This window comes from Kitasatospora sp. NPDC056138 (assembly GCF_042264695.1).
GTDB lineage: Bacteria > Actinomycetota > Actinomycetes > Streptomycetales > Streptomycetaceae > Kitasatospora.
In genome coordinates this window covers 53,281-72,984 of the sequence record NZ_JBHJVK010000036.1, presented here as the reverse complement: position 1 = coordinate 72,984, position 19,704 = coordinate 53,281, and the positions used below count along the sequence as shown (strand labels likewise).

The following is a 19,704-nucleotide window of genomic DNA, read 5'->3' as shown; positions in this document are numbered from 1 at the left end:
CGGGCCGGGGGTGTGCACGCCCCCGTAGAATGGGGCGATTGTGACTGCCACCGCCTCCAGCACCCAGCCCTCCCCGTCCGCCCGGCTCTCCGCCGCACCGGCCGCGTACCCCGCGCCGATGTACCCGCACAAGGCCACCGAGGCCCAGCACAGCGAGCGACGGATCCGCAGCTTCCAGCCGCGCCGAGGTCGGATGACCAACGCCCAGGCCGGTGCGCTGGACCGGGGCTGGGAGCGGTTCGGCCTGGCGATCGACGGCACCCCGCTCGACCTGCCGAGCCTGTTCGGCGGGCTCCCGGTCACGCTGGAGATCGGCTTCGGCATGGGCGAGACCACCGCCGCGATGGCCGCCGCGGACCCGTCGACGGGCATCCTGGCCGCCGACGTGCACACCCCCGGCCACGGCAACCTGCTGCAGATGCTGGAGCGCGACGGCTCCGAGAACGTCCGCCTGGCCGCCGGCGACGCGGTGATCCTGCTGCGCGACATGCTGCCCGACGCCGCACTGGCCGGTCTGCGGGTCTTCTTCGCCGACCCCTGGCCCAAGCCCAAGCACCACAAGCGGCGCCTGATCCAGCCGCACTTCCTCGACCTGGTGCTCCCCCGCCTGGCGCCCGGCGCCCTGGTGCACTGCGCCACCGACTGGGAGCCGTACGCCGAGCAGATGCTCGACGTCCTCTCGGCCTCGCCGGAGCTGGAGAACCTGCACCCCGAGGGCGACGGCACCGGCTGGCTGGAGCCCGCCGACCGCCCGGCGGGCAGTGTGCCCGGCTACGCGCCCCGGCCGGACTGGCGTCCGGTCACCAAGTTCGAGCGCGCCGGGATGGCCAAGGGCCACGTCGTGCACGACCTGCTGTTCCGCCGCCGCTGAGCCCGGCCCGGACGCGGGGGGACTCCGGTGCGAACGCCTGACGCCCCGTCACCCGACGTGAGAAGGCCGACACCGATCGTGCGGAGAGTCTCCCCGGAACTGCGCCGTTCCCCTACGCTTTTCGGGTGAGCAGTCCGTCCGGCGACGGCCCGCACTCCGACGCGCCGCCCCTTCCCGCAGCCGCCTCCGCCGTCCCGGACGCGGCCCCGGAGGCCGTCGGACCGCCCGGGTCCGCCGTCAGCGCGCCCGCGCACGCCGCCGGCACCCGGCCGATCCCGGGGCCCCGGGTGCGGCGGGCCGGCCGACTGCTGTCCTGGCACCCGTACGTCCAGGTGGAGCGCCTGCTCGGGTGGGCCGCCAGGCTGCGCTACCCCGCCGTCTCCTCCGCGCTGGCCGCCGTCGCGCTCGCCGGCTGCGGCGTGCTCATCCTGCAACTGGTGCACCGGCAGACCGGCACCACCGGGCTGCTTGTCGGCCTGGGCCTGGCCCTGCTGCCGCTGCCCTTCGTGCTGGGCGCGCTCGCCTGGCTCAACCAGACCGCGCGGGTGCCGCTGCGGCACACCCTGTTCTGCCTCGCCTGGGGCGCCTGTGCCGCGACCACCGTGGCGATCATGGCGAACGGCTGGGCCAGCGACTTCCTGGTCGCCCACCAGGGCAGCATGCGCGGCGAGACGATCGGGGCCGATTTCGCGACGCCGCTGATCGAGGAGAGCGCCAAGGGCGCCGCCATGGTCATGCTGCTGCTCCCCCTGCACCGCAGGCTCCGCTGCCGGGCCGAGCGCACCTGCGCCGTGCTGGTCCGACGCTCCCCGGCGCCGCTGCGCCGCTCGGTGCGCCGCCTGCGCAACGCCCCGCGACTGCGGCGCTACCTGCGCCCGCTGCCGTACTTCCGTCCGGCCACCTACCACGGCCCGCACCCGCGCGGCGGACGGCGCCGGGCCCGGTCCAGCCCGCGCACCCTGGCCGCCGGGGTGGTCCTCGGCGGGGTCACCGCGTGCGGGTTCGCCTTCACCGAGAACGCCCTCTACCTCGGGCGGGCGTTCACCGACGACCAGCAGACCCGGCTGGACGGCATCGGCCTCGGCGCGCCGCCCAGCCTGCGGGACTTCGACACCACGGTCCACACCTTCGTCCTGCGCGGCCTGCTCTCCCCCTTCGCACACCCGCTCTTCAGCGCGCTCACCGGACTCGGCATCGCGATCAGCCTCACCACCGGCCGCCGCTGGCTGGCCCGGGTGGCCGCGCCGGTGGGCCTGCTGCTGGCGATCGCCCTGCACGGCGTCTGGAACGCCGCCGCCGGGCTCGGCACGCACGGCTTCCTGCTGGTGTACGGGATGGTGATGGTGCCGTGCTTCGCCGCGCTGGTCTGCTTCGCGGTCTGGGCCAGGGCCCGGACCGTACGGAGCGCCCGGCACGCGGACCACCCGCCCCGCGACCCGGCCGCCGGGCGCTCCTCCCGGCGGGGTGGCACCACCTGAGCGCGCCCGCACCCCGGGGCGGCCGAAGAAGCGATTTCCCTTATCGGTGGCTCTCCCGTACTGTTGGGTTCACCGACGCGGGGTGGAGCAGCTCGGTAGCTCGCTGGGCTCATAACCCAGAGGTCGCAGGTTCAAATCCTGTCCCCGCTACTCAGTAGCCAGAAGGCCCGGCAGATCCGTCTGCCGGGCCTTCTGCGTTCCCCGGATAATTCCGTTGCCTCCGTTCCCCGGCCTGCCTATGGTTGTGCTCAGAGAACGAAAGGAGGTGATCCTGAGTTGAGTACCCACGCAACTGCGCACGTAGGCGCGTCCGGCTCGCTCGGGCACGCCTCCGCAGAGGCCGCCGTCTAGGTTCGGGCCCTGCGGACGCGTAACCGCGCAGATGTCGCCGTTCCCCCGGGACACCCTCATGGAGAGGCCCCGGGGGTTCGGCATGTCCGGGCCCGGGCGACTCCGTCCCAGCGATCCCAACCTGTGGAACGGTTAGGATCGCTCGAAGGTGAGCCGGGAAGACTGGTCGGCACAGTGATCCGCCGTGCCCGGGAGCCCTCCAGATGACCAGACCTCTGCACCGGGCGCTCCTGGTGACCGGATTCGGCCTCGTGCTGGGACTCTCCTGCTGCGCGTCCCTGTGGATCTCGCACCAGAACTGGGTCAGGAACTCCCTGCTGATCGCGGGACCGTGGCTGCTGCTCCTGGTGGTGGGCAATCTGCGGAGCTCGGCCCGGCAGGTCCGCCGGCGCCTGGGCCGCCGGCCGCGCACCCCGGCCGGCGAACGGTCGACCACCACCTGACGCCCCGCCGCACTCCCTGTCCGGCCACCGCACCGCCCGCTACAGTCGCTGCGACCCAACGGGTGAATCGGGGAGGCCGTCGATGGTCGGTACACGTGGGAAGGCGGCCGAGCGCAGGTACGCGCGGTACGGCGGCGGGCTGGCGCCGGAGGTGCGGTACGGCCTGGCCGGGGTGGTCGCGTCCGGCGTGCTGGGGCTGGTGCTCCACGCGACGGCGAGCGGGCACCGGGCGGCGACGCTCGGCGGGGGCCTGCTGGTGGCCGCGATGGCCACAGCGGCCGGTGGCGGCGTGGGCTTCCTGTTCGGCATACCCCGGCTGCTCAGCAGCGGCGCCGCCGCGCACCCCGGCGACCTGAGCGCCACCTCCACCGCGAGCTACGCGCCCAACACCAACCTGGAGCAGGCGTCCGACTGGCTGACCAAGATCCTGCTGGGGGCCGGGCTCACCCAGCTGGGCACGGTGCCGCACCGGCTGCGGCAGCTGGGCGACGCCCTGGCGCCGCTGGTCGGGGACGGGCCGGGCGCGGCCGCGTTCGTGGCGACCGTGGTGGTCTGCTTCAGCGTGCTCGGGTTCCTGTCCGGGTGGCTGCTCACCAGGCTGCTGCTGGCGCGGGCGCTGTCCACGGCCGACCGGCAGACCCTGGCGGACTCGGTGAACCAGACCTCCACCTCGGCCGGTGCCCTCGACTACACCTCGCCCGAGATCCGGAAGATGTTCGACACCGGTGTGGAGGGCCTGCGGGTCCAGGCGCTGGCCCTGCTCCAGGGCAAGCCCGACCCGGCCGGCCTCGATCTGATCATCAGGGCGATCGACCGCAACCTCTCGCCGTTCGAACTGCTCCAGGCGCTGCTCGCCGCCCGTGCGATCGCCACCGGCGCCGGGCTGACGGACGAGCAGCAGGCCATGCTGCGGGAGGCCGTCGACTACAAGCTGCGCAACTCCAGCGCCGTCCCGCCGTACTCGCGCCGGCGCGTGGTCGGCGAGGAGGTCCTCCGGCTGCTGGCCGCCCCCACCCCCGCGCCCGCGCCCACGCCCGCGCCCACGCCCGCGCCCACGCCCACGTCCACGCCCGCAGCACCCCCTGCGGAAGCGCCGACGGGCCCGGCCCCGGACAACGGCGGCGCCGAGGCCGTGGCCGGGCCCCGGTAGGCCCGGCCCCCGTTCCTGCGGCGTCGGCTCCCCGGGGGCGCGGAGAACCGCGCGGGTCACCGGCAGCCGGCGGGCAGCCGGGCCGGGCGGGAGCGCGGCACCCGGCCCCGCCGTTTCGGGCGGTCCCCGCGCCCTGACGGCCGTGCCCGGTCAGCGGGCGGAGAGCAGGCCCCGGACGGCGGCCCGGGTGACCCCGTTGACCGCGCGGACCAGCAGGGCGGCGAGGTAGAGGAACGCGATGCCGAGGACCGAGACTCCCGCGATCTGCCAGGGCGAGGAGATGTAGTACTGGTGGTGCGAGGTCCCGGTGGAGAAGTCGACCACCCGCATACCCGGCCAGCCCAGGTACCGGTGGTACACCCAGTGGTACGTGGGGTACAGCGTCAGCGCCCAGCCGATCGTCAGGAAGACCGTCGAAAGGACGAAGCTCACGATGCTCCAGGGGAGCATCACCACCTGGTACAGCGCCGCCTTCCAGCCCGCCGGGTCGGCCAGCCGGGCCGTGCAGCCGCCCCAGAACCCGGGACGCCTCGGCCGCACCGGCGCCGGCCCCGAGAGCTCGGCGCCCAGCAGCGTGCGGGCCCGGTGCCGCTCCAGGGCGCCGAACCCCCGGGCCCCGGTGAGCATCAGAGCGGTCAGCGGCAGCCCCAGTGCCGTGAGCGCCAGCCCCAGTCCGGCCGAGAAGAAGACGACGACGAACGCGAAGCCCGCCACGGCAAGGGGCAGGGAGCTCATCGCGAAGCCGAACTGCCGCCAGGTGGCGGCGCTGACCGGGGCCGCCCAGCGGGAAGGCCCCGGCCCGGCGGCGGATCGCCCGGCGTGGGTGTCACGGCCGTACGGGCCCGTGCCGTCGGTGCTCGTGGTGGTGCTGCTCATCGCGGGCCCCCTGGTGTCGTCCGTGCTCACACCCCACACGATGCCGGTTGCGGGCCGTCGCCGGTATGGAGCCCGCTGGCGACCCGGAGGTGGGGTTCTCCCTACCCCCGCTCCCCGTCGGGGCCGCCCCACTCGGGCTCCAGCAGCGAGAAGAGCAGCGAGTCGTACCAGGTGCCGCGCAGCTGCAGGTCGTGCCGGATCCGGCCCTCCAGCTGGAAGCCGGCCTTGGTGAGCACCCGGACGGACGCGGCGTTCGCCGGATCGGCCCGGGCGGCGAGGCGGTGCAGGCCGAGCGTGCGGAAGGCGAACTCGCAGAGCACCGAGGTGATCTCGCTCGCGTACCCGCGGCCCCAGGTGTCGCGGCGCAGGGCGTAGCCGAGGGTGGCGGAGCGGTGGTCGCCGAGGTCGAGGACGGCGGTGCCGATCGGGGTGGCGTACGCGGGCTCGTCGTCGGCGAGCACGGTGACGGCGAGCCGGTAGCCGGTGCGCGGGTCGGCCTCGGCCTGTTCGACGTAGAGCTCGATCTGGTCGGCACAGGTCTCGCGGTCGCGCGGTTCGAAAGGCAGGTACCTGGCGGCTTCGGGGTCGCCGAAGACGGCGTACAGGGCGTCCACGTCGGCGGGGGTGTGGTGGAACTCGCGGATGGCGAGGCGCGGGCCGGTCAGCAGCACGGCCCCGCCAGGCTCCGCGGGGCCCGGTTCTGGCTCCATGCCGCCCGACCCTACAGCGGGCCGGGCCACCGGCGGCGTCCGTGCCGCCGCACGGGCTACCGTACGTACCGTGAACCACGATCTACAGCTCACCCCGCTCACCCGCACCGCCGACCTGCTGGCCTGGGCGGCCGAGCACGGGTACGAGCCGGTGCCCGAGGAGGCGCTGCGGACGGTGCTCACCCTGTTGGAACTCGGCGGCGCACCGATGCACGAGGGCTTCCCCGAGCTGAGTTCGCCGCTGCTGGAGCAGCTGCTGTACGAGCAGCTGTACCTGTACGTACAGCCCGCGGCCGAGCCGGAGGCGTACGGGCGGGCGGTGCGGCTGCTGGTCGACCACCAGCGGGCGGGCCGGCGGCTGAACGCCAAGCGGCAGGCGAAGCTGCACGCGGAGGCCGAGTGGCAGGGCGAGCTGCTCTGCGACCTGCTGCGCCGCCCGCACCTGGTGACCTGGCCCCGGCTGTACGCCCTGCTGCTGCGCGCGGACGGGGTGGACACGGCCGACGGGGCGGCCGTGTCGGCCTGGCTGGCGGAGTTCTGCGAGCTGACGGAGGATCAGCGCATCGCGTGCTTCGACTGGCTGGAGGAACAGGGGCTGCTGGAACCGGTGCAGGGCGACGAGGGGTGGAACCGGGCCCGCGTGCTCTCGGTGGGCATGGCCACGGACGGCGCCCGGCTACTGCTGGAGAACCGGCTGATGCAGCGCAGCTACCGCAATCTGGCCGGGCTGAACGCGCTGGGGCTGCCGATGCCCGACGAACTCTCCGGGGACTTCGAGGACTTCGAGGCCGTGGTGGCGGCGGAGGCGCTGCGGCTGTGCGGGGAGTGGACGGTGCCGGGCCTGCCCGAGCTGCTGGTGACGGAGTTCGCGGAGCTGGCACCGGAGCCGGGCACCGAGGAGATCGAGGAGTACCTGGCGGGCACGGGGGCCTGATCGCGCGCCGTCGGCCGGGAACCGCCCTCGGGGGTGTCCGGCGGGCCCGCACCGCGCACGGCGGGCCCGCCGGAGGTTCCTGCCGGTCGGCCTACGGCTGGAGGCCGTGGGACCGGAGCCAGGCGAGCGAGTCGACCGGGGCCCCGCCGCCGGGGCGGACCTCCAGGTGGAGGTGCGGACCGATGGGGGCGCCTCCCGACCGGAGGCCGGGGCAGTTCCCGGTCGTACCGACCTTGCCGAGCCGGGTGCCGGCGGCGACCGGGCCGGAGGCGGCGGAGATGGCGGAGAGGTGGCAGTACCAGATCTCGGTGCCGTCGGGCAGGGTCTGGATCACCCGGTACCCGTACGCACCGGACCAGCCGGCCGAGGTGACCGTGCCCGCGCCGAGGGCGGTGACCGGGGTGCCGGTCGGGGCCGCGAAGTCCAGGCCGGTGTTCAGGTGGGCCCAGTGCGAAGCGGCCGGGGAGGACTGCGCCGCGAGGGTGTAGTTGACGGTCGGCAGCTCCAGGGTGCCGAGCCGGTCGCGCTCGGCCGTGCTCTGGGTCTCGGCCGTGGCCTGGGCTTCGGCCGTGGTCTGAGCCTCGGCCGTGACCTGAGCCCCGGCCTGCTGGGCGGCCCGCTTGGCCTCGGCCTCCTGTGCGGCGGCCAGCCGGGCGGACTCCTCGACCGAGGTGCGCTGGCCGTCGGCCTGCTGCTGGATCCGGGCGGCGAGGGCCAGTCCGGGGTCGGCGGAGAGGACGTGCTCCGAAGCCGTGTCCGGGACCGAGAGCGCCGGTGCGGGGGCGGGCGGCTGGGCGGGGGTGGCCGCGGCGGCCGACCCCGCGGTGGCGAGTCCGGTGGCGCCCAGGCCGGCGGCCATCGCGGTCACGCCGAGCAGCGAGCCGCCGGTGCGCGGCTGACGGGGCATCCGGTGCCGGGCCGCCGCGTCGGTGTCGACGGCCTGCTCCTGCGGGGGTTCGAGCAGCTGGGTGCCGAACCCGAGCGTGCCGATCCCGAGGTTGGCGGGGGTGTGCGACAAGGACGCCACGGAGGCGCGCTCCTTTCCTTCCTTCGCGCCGACCGGGTTAGCTGACGGGTTCGGAGCAGGAAGGTCTCCTACGGGCGGACCGAGGCCCACCCGATTCACCCCAGGAACGTGGTTCCCCGGCTCCCGGGCCCGCCGCACGGGCAGGCCCAGAGGATTGGGCGACGGCGCACGGTGCCGTTCGGGTACGGCGTTGCCGACCGCGCTGCGTTATCAAACGTTAATCCGAGAAGCCCATGATTCCAAGCTGCGCGATTGGTGCAGTCCTGGCTTCCTGGGGCGCAATGGGCGATTTGTGACGATTGGCCAGCTCGCCCCATGACGGCCCGTTATCCACCGGAGGGCTCAGCCCCGGGCCTGCCGGTCCCACTCGGCGAAGGTCGTCCCGGCGATCGCCCAGTTCTCGCGCGGCAGTTCCTCGATCGCCACCCAGATGTTCTCCGGCTTCACACCGGTGATCCGGGCGTAGGCCTCGGTGAGTTCGCGCGCGATCTCGGCCTTCTGCTCCTCGGTGCGACCGGCCAGCTGCTTGACGTTGATGAACGGCATGACGACTCCCCACGGTCCGGCTCTGCGATCAGCCGCACCGTACCGCACGGTCCGGCGGACCACCTTGACGGCTAAGGCTATTAGCCTTAGCTTTATGGCTACAGGAAGCAGCCAACAACAGTGGAGGCAGTACATGTCGGACACCCGGTACCTCGACGTCCCCGGCGGCCGGATCGCGTTCGACGACAGCGGCACGCCCACCGACGGCACCCCGGTGGTGCTGCTGCCCGGGATGCTCGACTCCCGCGCCTCGTACCGGTACCTGCGGCCGCTGCTCACCGCGGCCGGCCACCGGGTGGTCACCATGGACCTGCGTGGCTTCGGCGAGTCCTCGATCGCCTGGGACGACTACTCCCCCGGCGCGATCGCGGACGACGTGCTCGCCCTGCTCGACCACCTGGGCATCGAGCGGGCCGTCCTGGTCGGCAACTCGTACACCGGCGCCACCGTGGTCGAAGCGGCCGGGCGCGCCCCCGTACGGGTGGCCGGGATCGCCCTGATCGACGCCTTCGTCGAGCACCGGGCGAACGCCCTCCAGCAGGCGGTGACGAAGGTGCTCGGCCCGCTGGTGCTGGCCTTCCCCGGCATCTGGGGCCTCGCCCAGCGGTACTACTACCCCTCGCGCAGGCCCGCCGACTTCGAGGCCCACCGGGCCGCACTGGTGGCCGCGCTGCGCACCCCCGGCCGGAAGACCGCCACCCGGGGCTACCTGAACGGCGACTCCGCGGCCCTCGGCTCGGCGGCGGCGGTGCACTGCCCGGCGCTGGTGCTGATGGGCGGCAGGGACGTCGACTTCCCCGACCCGGCCGAGCTCGCCGACCGGCAGGCCGCGGCACTGAGGGGCCGTAAGGTGATGATCGACGGTGCCGGGCACTACCCGATGGCGGAGTTCCCCGAGGCCACCGCCGACGCCCTGCTCCCCTTCCTGCACGAGGTCGCCTGATGCCCAGGGTCGGACTCACCCCCGCCGCCGTCGTCGGCCACGCCCTCACGCTGATCGACGAACAGGGTCCCGAGGCCCTCACCCTGGCCGCCGTGGCCGCCCGGGCCGGCGTCGCCACCCCCTCCCTCTACAAGCACGTCAGCGGCGGCCTGACCGAACTGCGCCGGCTGGTCGCCGTCCGGGTCACCGAGGACCTCGCCGAGCAGCTGGCCACGGCGGTGCTGGGACGCAGCCGGGACGAAGCGGTCGAGGCCCTGCTGGCGGCCTACCTGGACTACGCGGTCCGCCACCCGCACCGGTACGCCGCCCTGCCGCAGGCCCCGCAGGACGACGAGGAGCTGCAGTACGCGGCCGCCCGGCTGGTCGGCGTGATCCTGGCGGTGCTGCGCGGGTACGGGCTGGAGGGCTCGGAGGCGATCCACGCGGCCCGTGCGGTGCGTTCGGTGGCCCACGGCTTCGCCTCGCTCTCCACCGGCGGTGCCTTCCAACTGACCGAGGACCTGACGGTGACCCGGGAGCGGCTGGTCCGGGTGCTGACCGAGGGCCTGCGGGCCTGGCCCGCGGCCTGAGGCGGGGAGGGGACCGGCCCGCACCGCCACCCCGGGCTTGACGGGGTGCCACCCCGGCGCGCAGGGTGGCCAACAGGCCCCGACCACCGGGCGGTTCACCGGCCGGGGTGCGGGTGCTCGTCGGCGGGCGGCCGGACGGACGGCTGCGGGACGTCTCCACCGGGGCACGGCCCGGCACCGGGCCGGGCGGACGCGGACGGCTGCCAGCGGGTGCGGACACGGACGGGCACCAGCGGGTGCGGGCGCACCGGTACGGATCCGGGTGGGATTCGAGACCGAACTGTCGCAGACCACCCGCCACCACGACGGTCGGACTGGGTAGGTAGCATCCGGGCGGCCCACGTACCGTCAGCAGCAGCCGCCGACCGGACACGACGCCGCCGCCCACGATGCCCCAGGGCACGACCACAAGGAGGAGGCCGGTATGACCCAGACCGCGCAGACCACCCGTCCCGGTACCGGTCTCGTCCCGGAGCAGCGCACCCCGACCAGGCCCACCGTGCCGGATGCCGGGACCACCACCGGCGGCGGTCTGGCGGACGCCGCCCGGTGCGCCTTCGCCGTCGCCCGGGGGCTGCGCTCGCTGCGCCCGGTCCCGGCCCGCCCGCAGGAGCCGTACGGCGAGAGCGACGGACAGTAGGACCGCACCGGCGCCCCGACCGGGCAAACGCCGCTCGTGCCGGGCGCAAAATCCCCGTGGATCCGGGCCGTCGACGCTAAATTGACCTGAGCAGCGGACGGTCAGCGGCCTGGCCCGAGTCTCGGCGGAGGTCCTCGTGCCCGCAGTCACCACGGTGGCACGACAGCTCGCCGCAGCGACCCGGAGCGGCCCCTACGGGCGCTGGCTGAGCCGGCTGCTGGACGGCGACGCGGCGGCCGAGCGGGTCGCGCTCGGTCTGCTGACCGTCTCCGCCGCGCTGCTCACCCTCCTCGCCATCGTCGCGCCCAACGACTGCCCGCCCTCGGCACAGATACTGCCGCTGCTCCTCGGCGGCTTCGTGCTGCACATCCGGCTGATGCGGCTGCTGCTGGTGCCGGTCGGGCTCGGGCTCGTCACCGAGTGGCTGCTGCGGGTCCCCTCCGGGGTGCGGCTCGGCTCGGTCCTGATGGTGCTGATCGCGGCGGTGATCGGTCTGCTGATGTCCCGCCACCGCAGCCGGCTCGGCCTGCGCGGCACCCGGGGCGACACCATGCTGCTGGAACTCGCCGAGCGCACCCGGGACCTCGGCCGCCTCCCCGACCGGCTGCTGGACTGGCGCTTCCACCGGGCGGTCTCCCCGGTCAGCGGCGCGTTCTTCGCCGGGGACTTCCTGCTCACCGCGCAGCGGCCCGAGCGGGACCTGCTGGAGGTGGTCCTGGTCGACGTCTCGGGCAAGGGCAGCCGGGCCGCCGCACGGTCGATGCACCTCTCCGGGGCCTTCGCGATGCTGCTCGGCTCGGTGCCGCCGGAGGCCTTCCTGGCCCGGGCCAACGACTACCTGGCCCGGCTCGACTGGGAGGACGAGTTCGCCACCGCCGTCCACCTCGCGCTCTCCCCCGCCACCGGGCGCTACCGGCTGTTCACCGCCGGGCACCCGCCGGCCGGGCACTATCACCGTGCGGGCGGCGGCAGTTGGGAGCTCCGCGGCGAGAGCGGTCCCGCGCTGGGCATCTTCGCCGGGACGCGCTACACCGCCGCGTGCGGGCGGCTCGCCCACGGGGACTCGCTGCTGCTCTACAGCGACGGCCTGGTCGAAGTCCCCGGCGAGGACATCGACCAGGGCATCGGACGGCTGCTGGACGCGGCCACCGGGCTGCTCCGGTACGGCGGTCCGGCCGACCCGGCCGCGGAGCTGCTGCGGACCGTCGCCCGCAACGTCGCCGACGACCGGACAGTGGTGGTGGTCCGCCGTCTCGGCGCGGGCGGCTGAACCCGCCGGACCGGGCACCCGGCCGGGCACCCGACCAGCATCCGACCAGCACGGCTGCGGCCGGCGCGGGCCCGCACCGGCCGCCGGGGACCGTTCGGTGGAGCCGCCGTTTCGGGGCCGGGGAAATAGGATGTCCGGGAATGTGCGGGAGACGGCACGAGTGAAGGGGCCTGGTACCTCCCATGGACCTGAGCTCGCCCTGGCTGCCGTCCGAGGAGGAGGCCGGGCCCAAGCGCCCGCGCAGCACGATGCGCTGCTTGCGCCTGCTGCTCCGCTGCACCAGTGCCGCCGACCTGCTGGGCACGGTCCTCGCCGAGGGGCCGCCGTGGGTGACCGGCGAGGGTTCGGCGCTGTACTTACTGGACAACGAGGGGATGCTGCGCCTCGCCGCCTCCCACGGACTGCCCGAGTGGGCGCACGAGCGGTACAGCCTGGTCGACCCGGCCGGTGAGCTGCCCGCCGCGCTGGCGCTGAAGCGCCGCGCTCCCGTCCTGCTCAGTCCGGAGCGGACGAGCACGGAGTACCCGAACACCAACGCGGGCCGGGGCACCGGCCTGGTCGCCCTGGCGGTGCTGCCGCTGGTGGTGGACGGCAACGCGATCGGCTCGCTGGCGCTCGCGCTGGCCCACCGGGGGACCGTGCCGCGCCGGGACGTCGACGTGCTGGAGACGGTCGCCGAGGCGTGCGCACACCGGCTGGCGCACCTGATGGACCACGTCCAGGCCACCCAGCACGTCCCCGAGGGGGTCCGGGCCGGCCGGGGGCCCGGGCCGCAGCCGCTGCTGTCGTCCGCCCTGCGGGCTGCCGGGGCCGGGGCGTTCGAGCGCGACCTGGTGACCGGCGAGAGCACCTGGGACGTCCGGGCGTACCGGCTGTTCGGCCTGGAGCCGCCGGCCGACGCGGACACCGCCCCGGCCCCGGACCTCGCCGCGCTGGTCCACCCCGAGGACCTGCCCGATCTCCAGGCGGGTATCGCCGAGGCGCTGGCCTCCGGCGGCCCGTACCGGCTCAACTACCGGGCGGTGCACGGCGACGGGACGGTGGTGGCGGTGGCCGAGGAGGGCGAGGTGCTGCTGGACCTGCACGACCGCCCGGTCCGGGTCGCCGGGCTGCTGCTCGACCGGCACCGGGCCGGGGCGCGGCCGGAGCACTCCCCCGCGGATCCGGGCACCGACCCGGTGGCCGGTGCCCGCTCGGCGCTGCTGCTCACGCTGACCAGCACGCTGTCCCGGGCGATCACGGTCCGGGACGTGACCACGGCGCTGACCGACGTGGCGCGGCCGGCGCTCGGTGCGGCCAGTGTGGTGCTGGACCTGGTGGACGAGGGGCGGCTGCTGCCGGTCTCGCACACCGTGTACGGCGGCCCGTACCGGCAGGAGCTGAGCCGGCTGCACGACCTCTCGGCGGGTGTCATGGAGCACTCGCTCACCCACTCCACCCCGCTGTTCAGCGAGCCGAGCGGGTCGCCGGCCCGGCGGCCGCCCAATCCGCTGGCGCCCGCCGCCTGGGCGGTGCTGCCGCTGGTCGCCTCCGGGCGGCAGGTGGGGTCCTGCCTGGTCACCTTCGCCACCGAGCGGTCCTTCAGCCGGGAGGACCGCACGATGTACTCGGCCTTCGCCGACGTGCTGGCGCAGTCGCTGGAGCGGGCGCGGCTGTACGACACCCACCACCACCGGGCCACCGAGCTGCAGCGCGCGATGCTGCCGCGCTCGCTGCCCCGGCTGGCGGGGCTCGCCTCGACCGCCCGCTACCTGCCCAGTACCGAGGGCATGCAGATCGGCGGCGACTGGTACGACGTCCTGCAGCTGCCGGGCGGCCGGGTCGGTGTGGTGATCGGCGATGTCCAGGGGCACAACGCCGAGGCCACCGCGGTGATGGGCCAGCTCCGCAGCGGCCTGCGGGCGTACGCGACCGACGGGCACGATCCGGCGGCCACCCTGGCCAGGACCAGCCGGCTGCTCACCGAGCTGGACACCGAGCTGTTCGCCACCTGCCTGTACCTGACCCTCGATCCGGCCACCGGCGCGCTCAGCGGGGCGCGCGCCGGGCACCCGGCGCCGGTCCGGATCTCCGCCGGGGACGCCGACGAGCTGGAGCTGCCCGGCGGACCACCGCTCGGGGTCGCACCCGGCGAGGTGTACCCGCTGACGGTCGGCACCCTGGACGTCGGCGAGACGCTGCTGGTGTACACGGACGGGCTGGTCGAGAACCGGGGCGAGGACTACGACGAGTCGGTGCAGCGGATGATCGGCGGGCTCGAACTGTGGCGGCGGCCGGAACCGGGCGGCCGGCCCCGCGCGCAGGCGGCGCTGGAGCGGCTGGCCGAACTGCTCGTCCTCAACGTCACCGAGCGCCGCTCCCGCCCGGACGACGTGGCGCTGCTGGTGCTCCACCGGATCGCGGCCGGAGGCGAAACTACCGACCGGTAACCGGATTTGGGGTGGATGCCGGGTGAACCGCGCCCCGATCCGGCCAACTTCGACCTGAGTTGAGCCACTCAGCAGCAGAAATGTCGTGATCGGATCACTGAACGTCAGATACGTTCACACATACGTAGGATCATCCCCCTAGAATCCCCGCGTGACGATGACTCAGTGGTGCGGTTCGGCTGCCGGCGTGCTCGCCGTTCTCTCCCTGCTGGCGGCCGCCAGGTACCGCGCGGTCGGCCGCGCCCTGAAGGGCCGACTCGACGCCAGGGAGCAGGAGTTCGTCGCCCTGCGTGCCCAGTTGCAGAACGAGGCCGAACTCCGCAGCAGCGAGCACGCCGCCACCCAGCACGAGCAGGAGCTCAACGCCTCCACCCGGCGGGCCTTCCTCAGCGTCGCCCGGCGCATCCTGGTCATGGCCCACGACCAGCAGGCCGGGCTGGACGAGATGGAGCGCCGGCACGACGACCCCGCGCTGCTGGAGGGCCTGCTCAAGGCCGACCACGCCGCCGCCCAACAGGCCCGCCTCGCCCAGACGCTGGCCGTGCTCTGCGGCGCCCGGGCCGGCCGCCACTGGCCCGAGCCGGTCGCGCTGGAGGACGTGGTGCGCGGCGCCCAGTCCCGGATCCTGCCCTTCCAGCGGGTGGTGATCCGCAGCCGGATCGAGACCGCCGTGGTCGGCGCCGCCGCCGAGGCGCTGATCCACGCCGTCGCCGAACTCCTCGACAACGCGACCCGGTACTCGCCGCCCAGCACCCAGGTCCACGTCACCCTGATGCCGGTCCACAACGGCGCGGTCATCGAGATCGACGACGCCGGGGTCGGCATGCCCGAGTACGCCGTCGACAAGGCCGCCGCCGCACTCGCGGGCGGCACCACGATGGAGGTCTCCCGGCTGGGCGAGGTACCGCAGTTGGGGCTCGCCGCGGTCGGCCGCCTCGCCGAGCAGTACGGCTTCCGGGTCACCCTCAGCTCCGCGCCCTCCCCGTACGGCGGGGTGCGGGTGGTGGTGCTGCTGCCGACGCCGCTGCTCACCGAGCCGCTGCCGGCCCCCGCGACCGGGCGGGGGCCGGACGGGTTCGGGCACCGGGCCCAGTCCGACCCGGTCCGCCCCCTCCCGCCGGTCGAACGGGTGCCGACCCAGCACCGGGTCCCACCGGCCGAGCAGGTGCGCGCGACCCCGGCGCCGCCCACCCCCGGCGGCCTGCCGCGCCGGGTGAACCGGCGCAGCGCCGCCGCACCGACCGCGCCCGGCGCCGACGGTGCGGTCGGCGGCCCCGGCGAGGCGACCCTCGAACTCCCCGTGCCGCCGCGCTCCGCGATCGAGGCGCAGACCTTCATGTCCCTCTTCCAGGCCGGTACCGCCAGCGGCCGTTCGGCGGTCCGCGACCAGTACCTCCCCGAGGGCCCCTCCCCGGCCTCCCCGGCCTCCCCCGATTCCCCCGTTGCCCCACAATCCCCCCAGCACTTCGGAGACTTCCATGACCACCACTCCTGACCTCGGCTGGCTGCTGGCCGACATCATCGGCGTTCCCGAGGTGCAGCACGCCGTCGTGGTGTCCAACGACGGCCTGGAGATCGGCCGCAGCGAGCGGATCGCCCGCGACGACGCCGAGCGGCTGGCCGCCGCGTGCTCCGGGCTCCAGTCGCTGGCCCGTGGAGTGGCCCAGGGTTTCGGCGGACGGCAGAGCAGCACCCGGCAGATCATCATCGAGTACGGCGGCGGCTACCTGTTCGTCGTGGCCGCCGGGGCCGGTGCCCACCTGGCCGTGGTGACCGGCGAGGCGGTGGACGCCGGCCTGGTGGCGTACCAGATGCAGGTGCTGGTCGAGCGGATCGGAGCCCACCTGACCAGCCCGCCCCGGGTGGAACCCCTCGCCGGGGAGCCGCGGTGAACGGCCCGGTCCGACCGTATGTGATCACCGGCGGACGCAGCCGGCCCAGCCGGAACGTCCAGGCGCTGGAGGACCTGGCGCTGGAGAGCCTGGTCAGCGTCGACCCGGCCGCCGAACCCGGCGGGCTCCTCGACGAGGAGGCCGGGTTGAACCGCGAGCACCGACGCATCCTGGCGCTCTGCCGGCAACTGCTCTCGGTCGCCGAGGTCGCCGCCCACCTCGGCCTGCCGCTCGGCGTGGTCAAGGTGCTGGTCGGCGACCTCTGGGACCTCGGCGCCGTCCAGGTCCTGCCCCCCGCTGTCCCACCCGTACGGCAGGCCGAACGCCTGCCCGCAACCCTCCTGGAAGAGGTACTCGTTGGCCTCCGCCAACTCCGCTGAACCGGACTACCTGCCGTCCACCGTGCAGGGCGCCGTGAAGATCCTCGTCACCGGTCCGTTCGGGGTGGGCAAGACCACCCTGGTGGGCTCGCTGAGCGAGATCTCACCGCTGCGCACCGAGGAGACGATGACCGCCGCCGGTGCGGACGTGGACGACCTCACCGGCCGCCCGGGGAAGACCACCACCACGGTCGCCCTCGACTTCGGCCGGATCACGCTCAACCCCAGGCTCGCCCTCTACCTCTTCGGCACCCCGGGGCAGCAGCGGTTCTGGCCGCTCTGGGAGGACCTCTCGCGCGGCGCGCTCGGTGCGATCGCCCTGGTCGACGCCCGGCGGATCGAGGAGAGCTTCGACGTGCTCGGCCAGCTGGAGGAGCAGCGGATCCCGTTCGCCGTCGCCGTCAACACCTTCCCCGACACGCCGAGCTACCCCGAGGACGAGCTGCGCTCCGCGCTCGACCTGCTGCCCGAGGTGCCGATCCTCGCCTGCGACGCCCGGGACCGCCGGGGCGCGTACGACGTCCTGATCGACTTCGTCGACCACCTGCACGCCACCGCTGTCCTGGAGCCGCAGCCATGACAACTCCCCCGCCGAAGACCCGGGTTCCGCAGCCGAAGGCCCAGGTCCCGCCGCCGGGCTGCCCGGCGCACGAGAAGCTGGGCACCGTACCGCTGTACGGCACCTCGGTCTCGGAGGACCCGCACGGCCTGTACGCCAGGATGCGCGAGGAGCACGGCGCGGTCGCACCGATCGAGCTGGAGCCGGGGGTGGAGGCGTGGCTGGTGCTGGGCTACGCCGAACTGCTCGAACTCACCCGCAACGAGCAGCTGTTCTCCAAGGACTCGCGCCGCTGGCGGATCCCCCGGGAGGGCAGGCTCAGGCCCGACTCCCGGCTGCTGCCGATGACCTCCTGGCGCCCCACCCTGCTCAACATGGACGGCTCCGAGCACCAGCGGCTGCGCGGCGCGGTCGCCGACACCCTGGCCCGGATCGACCACCGGCAGCTGCGGCAGACCACCGAGAACGCCGCCAACGCCCTGATCGACAGCTGGGGCCCGGACGGCACCGCCGACCTGATCACCCAGTACGCTCGCCGCCTGCCGCTGCTGGTCTTCACCCAGCTGCTGGGCCTGCCCGCCGAGGCGGGCCCCCATCTCATCGACCTGATCAGCCACTTCGTGGACAGCAGCGAGCAGTCGGTCCGGGCGAACGCCGAGTTCCAGGCCATCCTGTTCGACCTGGTCCGCAGCCGCCGGAGCACGCCCGGGGCCGACCTGACCTCCTGGCTGCTGGCCCACGACGCCGGGCTGACCGACGAGGAGGTGGTGCACCACCTGGTGGTGATCCTGGTCGCAGGCAACGAGACCACCATCAACTGGACCGGCAACACGCTGCGCCTGCTGCTCACCGACCGCCGGTTCCGGGCCACCCTCGCGGGCGGGCGGCTGACCGTCACGGACGCACTGGACGAGGTGCTCTGGCGCGACCCGCCCACCCAGAACTTCCCCGGCCGGTGGGCCACCGGCGACACCGTCCTCGGCGGCCAGTACATCAACGCGGGCGACATGCTGGTCCTCGGCCTGGCCGGCGCCAACGCCGACCCGGCCGTCCAGAGCCCCGACGGCCTCGGCGGCAACCGCGCCCACCTGGCCTGGGGCGCCGGCCGGCACGTCTGCCCGGCCCAGCACCCGGCCCGGCTGATCGTCGAGACCGCCGTGGAGACCCTGCTGCACCGGCTCCCGGACCTCCAACTGGCCGTCCCCGCCCATGAACTGTCCTGGCGACCGTCGCCGTGGTCGCGAGCACTGGTGTCCCTGCCGGTGCTCTACAGCGCCTTCACCCCGCCGCGCACACCCGCACCCGAAAGGCCCGTATGGACACCTCCGGTCCCCTCGACCGCACCCGCCCCGCACCCGTCCGACTCGACCCCTTCGGACACGACCAGCACGCCGAGAACGCCCGACTCAGGGAGGCCGGGCCCGCGGTCCTGGTGGAACTCCCTGGCGGGGTGGTGGTCTGGGCGATAACCCACCACGACACCCTCCAGCAGCTGCTCGCCGACCCCAGGGTCGGCAAGAACCCGCAGCTGTGGGACACCTTCCGGCAGGGGCTGCTGCCCAAGGGCTGGCCGCTGCTCAACTTCGTCACCGTACCCGGGATGACCACCGCCGACGGCGAGGACCACCGGCGCCTGCGCGGCCTGGTCAGCCAGGCGTTCACCCCGCGCCGGGTCAGCGCGCTCCAGCCCGGGATCGAGCAGCTCACCGAGCAGCTGCTGGACGGGGTGGCGCTGCTGGACGGCGAGTTCGACCTGCGCGAGCACTTCGCCTACCCGCTGCCGATGCAGGTGATCGGCAGGCTGCTCGGCCTCCCGCCCAAGCAGCAGGACGAGCTGCACGAGCTGTCGGACACCCTGGTGAGCAGCTCCGCCACTCCCGAGGCGGCCGTCGCCGCGCAGACCGGCCTGTTCGCGCTGCTGGCCGCGCTGGTCGAGGCCAAGCGGGCGGAGCCCGGCGACGACCTGACCACCGACCTGATCGCCGCCCGCGAGGACGAGGACCGGCTCAGCGAGCAGGAGCTGGTCGGCACGCTGCTGCTGATGCTGGTCGCCGGGCACGAGACCACCCTGAACCTGATCACCAACGCCGTGCGCGCCCTGCTCGCCCACCCCGAGCAGCTGCGGCAGGTGCTGGACGGGACGTACTCGTGGGCGGCGGTGGTCGAGGAGACGCTGCGGTACGACTCGCCGGTGGGGCAGTTCCCGCTGCGGTACGCGAGCGAGGACATCGAGGTGGGTGGCGCCGGCGGCGTGGTGATCCGGCGCGGCGAGGCCATGCTCGCCTCGTACGGTGCCGTCGGGCGGGACGGGGCGCACTACCCCGACGCGGACCGCTTCGACCTCTCCCGGCAGCCCGCCCGGCACCTCTCCCTCGGCCACGGCCCGCACTTCTGCCTCGGTTCGGGCCTCGCCCGGCTGGAGGCGGAGACGGCCCTGCGCGGCCTGTTCGAGCGGTTCCCCGGCCTGCGGGCGGCGGACGGCCCCGGGCCGGAGCCGATCGCGTCCTTCGTCAGCAACAGCGTCCGCGAGCTGCGCGTACGGGTGCGGTGAGCGGCCCCGCCCCCGCCCGGGGCCGCGACTGACCGCCGCGGCCGGGATCCGGGTGTCCGCCGGTCCCGGGCGCCCTGCCGGTGGG

At 74.4% G+C, this 19,704-nt stretch carries 20 protein-coding genes, 1 tRNA gene and 1 riboswitch; of the genes, 17 read left to right on the top strand and 4 right to left on the bottom strand.

Annotated features, from left to right (window positions below):
• Positions 1-40: 40 nt before the first annotated feature.
• From trmB to ACFC1R_RS22025, 5 genes are all read left to right on the top strand, one after another.
• Entirely contained in the window at positions 41-871 is an 831-nt protein-coding gene (gene trmB, locus ACFC1R_RS22045; protein WP_375941067.1) for a tRNA (guanosine(46)-N7)-methyltransferase TrmB, read from the top strand.
• A 125-nt stretch (positions 872-996) separates the two neighbouring features.
• Complete coding sequence (locus ACFC1R_RS22040) at positions 997-2,349, top strand: PrsW family intramembrane metalloprotease (protein WP_375941065.1); 1,353 nt, start codon at positions 997-999, stop codon at positions 2,347-2,349.
• A gap of 76 nt (positions 2,350-2,425) precedes the next feature.
• Positions 2,426-2,499 (top strand) — tRNA-Met (locus tag ACFC1R_RS22035).
• 404 nt (positions 2,500-2,903) lie between these two features.
• Positions 2,904-3,143, top strand: a complete 240-nt coding sequence (locus ACFC1R_RS22030) for a hypothetical protein (protein WP_375941063.1) — start codon at positions 2,904-2,906, stop codon at positions 3,141-3,143.
• A gap of 82 nt (positions 3,144-3,225) precedes the next feature.
• Positions 3,226-4,293 (top strand): hypothetical protein, encoded by a 1,068-nt coding sequence (locus ACFC1R_RS22025; RefSeq protein WP_375941061.1) that lies wholly within the window; start codon positions 3,226-3,228, stop codon positions 4,291-4,293.
• 150 nt (positions 4,294-4,443) lie between these two features.
• On the opposite strand, the gene ACFC1R_RS22020 is transcribed toward ACFC1R_RS22025, so the two are convergent.
• Together ACFC1R_RS22020 and ACFC1R_RS22015 are read right to left on the bottom strand one after the other, a co-directional pair.
• Positions 4,444-5,199, bottom strand: coding sequence for a sensor domain-containing protein (locus tag ACFC1R_RS22020; RefSeq protein ID WP_375941059.1), 756 nt, complete (start codon positions 5,197-5,199; stop codon positions 4,444-4,446).
• A gap of 71 nt (positions 5,200-5,270) precedes the next feature.
• Complete coding sequence (locus ACFC1R_RS22015; protein WP_375941057.1) at positions 5,271-5,879, bottom strand: GNAT family N-acetyltransferase; 609 nt, start codon at positions 5,877-5,879, stop codon at positions 5,271-5,273.
• Positions 5,880-5,949: 70 nt separating this feature from the next.
• On the opposite strand from ACFC1R_RS22015, the gene ACFC1R_RS22010 reads away from it, so the two are divergent.
• Complete coding sequence (locus ACFC1R_RS22010; protein WP_375941055.1) at positions 5,950-6,813, top strand: hypothetical protein; 864 nt, start codon at positions 5,950-5,952, stop codon at positions 6,811-6,813.
• 91 nt (positions 6,814-6,904) lie between these two features.
• On the opposite strand, the gene ACFC1R_RS22005 is transcribed toward ACFC1R_RS22010, so the two are convergent.
• Positions 6,905-7,840, bottom strand: a complete 936-nt coding sequence (locus ACFC1R_RS22005; protein WP_375941053.1) for a M23 family metallopeptidase — start codon at positions 7,838-7,840, stop codon at positions 6,905-6,907.
• A 12-nt stretch (positions 7,841-7,852) separates the two neighbouring features.
• Positions 7,853-8,011: riboswitch (cyclic di-AMP (ydaO/yuaA leader) on the bottom strand.
• A 171-nt stretch (positions 8,012-8,182) separates the two neighbouring features.
• Positions 8,183-8,386, bottom strand: coding sequence for a 2-hydroxymuconate tautomerase (locus tag ACFC1R_RS22000; RefSeq protein WP_375941051.1), 204 nt, complete (start codon positions 8,384-8,386; stop codon positions 8,183-8,185).
• Between the two features lie 133 nt (positions 8,387-8,519).
• On the opposite strand from ACFC1R_RS22000, the gene ACFC1R_RS21995 reads away from it, so the two are divergent.
• The 11 genes from ACFC1R_RS21995 (at position 8,520) to ACFC1R_RS21945 (ending at position 19,619) form a co-directional block, all read left to right on the top strand.
• Positions 8,520-9,329 (top strand): alpha/beta fold hydrolase, encoded by an 810-nt coding sequence (locus ACFC1R_RS21995; RefSeq protein WP_375941049.1) that lies wholly within the window; start codon positions 8,520-8,522, stop codon positions 9,327-9,329.
• Positions 9,329-9,898, top strand: coding sequence for a TetR/AcrR family transcriptional regulator (locus ACFC1R_RS21990; RefSeq protein ID WP_375941047.1), 570 nt, complete (start codon positions 9,329-9,331; stop codon positions 9,896-9,898). Before ACFC1R_RS21995 ends, ACFC1R_RS21990 begins: the two co-directional genes overlap by 1 nt.
• Before the next feature lie 424 nt (positions 9,899-10,322).
• On the top strand, positions 10,323-10,538 hold the full coding sequence (locus ACFC1R_RS21985) for a hypothetical protein (RefSeq protein ID WP_375941045.1): 216 nt from the start codon (positions 10,323-10,325) through the stop codon (positions 10,536-10,538).
• 136 nt (positions 10,539-10,674) lie between these two features.
• A complete protein-coding gene (locus ACFC1R_RS21980) occupies positions 10,675-11,808 on the top strand; it encodes a PP2C family protein-serine/threonine phosphatase (RefSeq protein ID WP_375941043.1) in 1,134 nt (377 codons plus the stop codon).
• Between the two features lie 182 nt (positions 11,809-11,990).
• Complete coding sequence (locus ACFC1R_RS21975; RefSeq protein ID WP_375941041.1) at positions 11,991-14,237, top strand: SpoIIE family protein phosphatase; 2,247 nt, start codon at positions 11,991-11,993, stop codon at positions 14,235-14,237.
• A 157-nt stretch (positions 14,238-14,394) separates the two neighbouring features.
• Positions 14,395-15,732 carry an ATP-binding protein gene (locus ACFC1R_RS21970; protein ID WP_375941097.1) on the top strand — a complete coding sequence of 446 codons (1,338 nt, stop codon included), beginning with the start codon at positions 14,395-14,397 and terminating at the stop codon, positions 15,730-15,732.
• Positions 15,716-16,129: a roadblock/LC7 domain-containing protein gene (locus ACFC1R_RS21965; RefSeq protein WP_375941039.1), complete on the top strand. Its 414-nt coding sequence runs from the start codon at positions 15,716-15,718 to the stop codon at positions 16,127-16,129. Before ACFC1R_RS21970 ends, ACFC1R_RS21965 begins: the two co-directional genes overlap by 17 nt.
• A complete protein-coding gene (locus ACFC1R_RS21960) occupies positions 16,126-16,509 on the top strand; it encodes a DUF742 domain-containing protein (RefSeq protein WP_375941037.1) in 384 nt (127 codons plus the stop codon). The genes ACFC1R_RS21965 and ACFC1R_RS21960 overlap by 4 nt, the downstream gene beginning before the upstream one ends.
• The gene (locus tag ACFC1R_RS21955) at positions 16,487-17,089 is read left to right on the top strand and encodes an ATP/GTP-binding protein (RefSeq protein WP_045301815.1); all 603 of its coding nucleotides are present in this window, start codon (positions 16,487-16,489) and stop codon (positions 17,087-17,089) included. The genes ACFC1R_RS21960 and ACFC1R_RS21955 overlap by 23 nt, the downstream gene beginning before the upstream one ends.
• A complete protein-coding gene (locus ACFC1R_RS21950; protein ID WP_375941035.1) occupies positions 17,086-18,537 on the top strand; it encodes a cytochrome P450 in 1,452 nt (483 codons plus the stop codon). The genes ACFC1R_RS21955 and ACFC1R_RS21950 overlap by 4 nt, the downstream gene beginning before the upstream one ends.
• On the top strand, positions 18,501-19,619 hold the full coding sequence (locus ACFC1R_RS21945) for a cytochrome P450 (protein ID WP_375941033.1): 1,119 nt from the start codon (positions 18,501-18,503) through the stop codon (positions 19,617-19,619). Before ACFC1R_RS21950 ends, ACFC1R_RS21945 begins: the two co-directional genes overlap by 37 nt.
• The last annotated feature ends 85 nt before the right edge of the window (positions 19,620-19,704 follow it).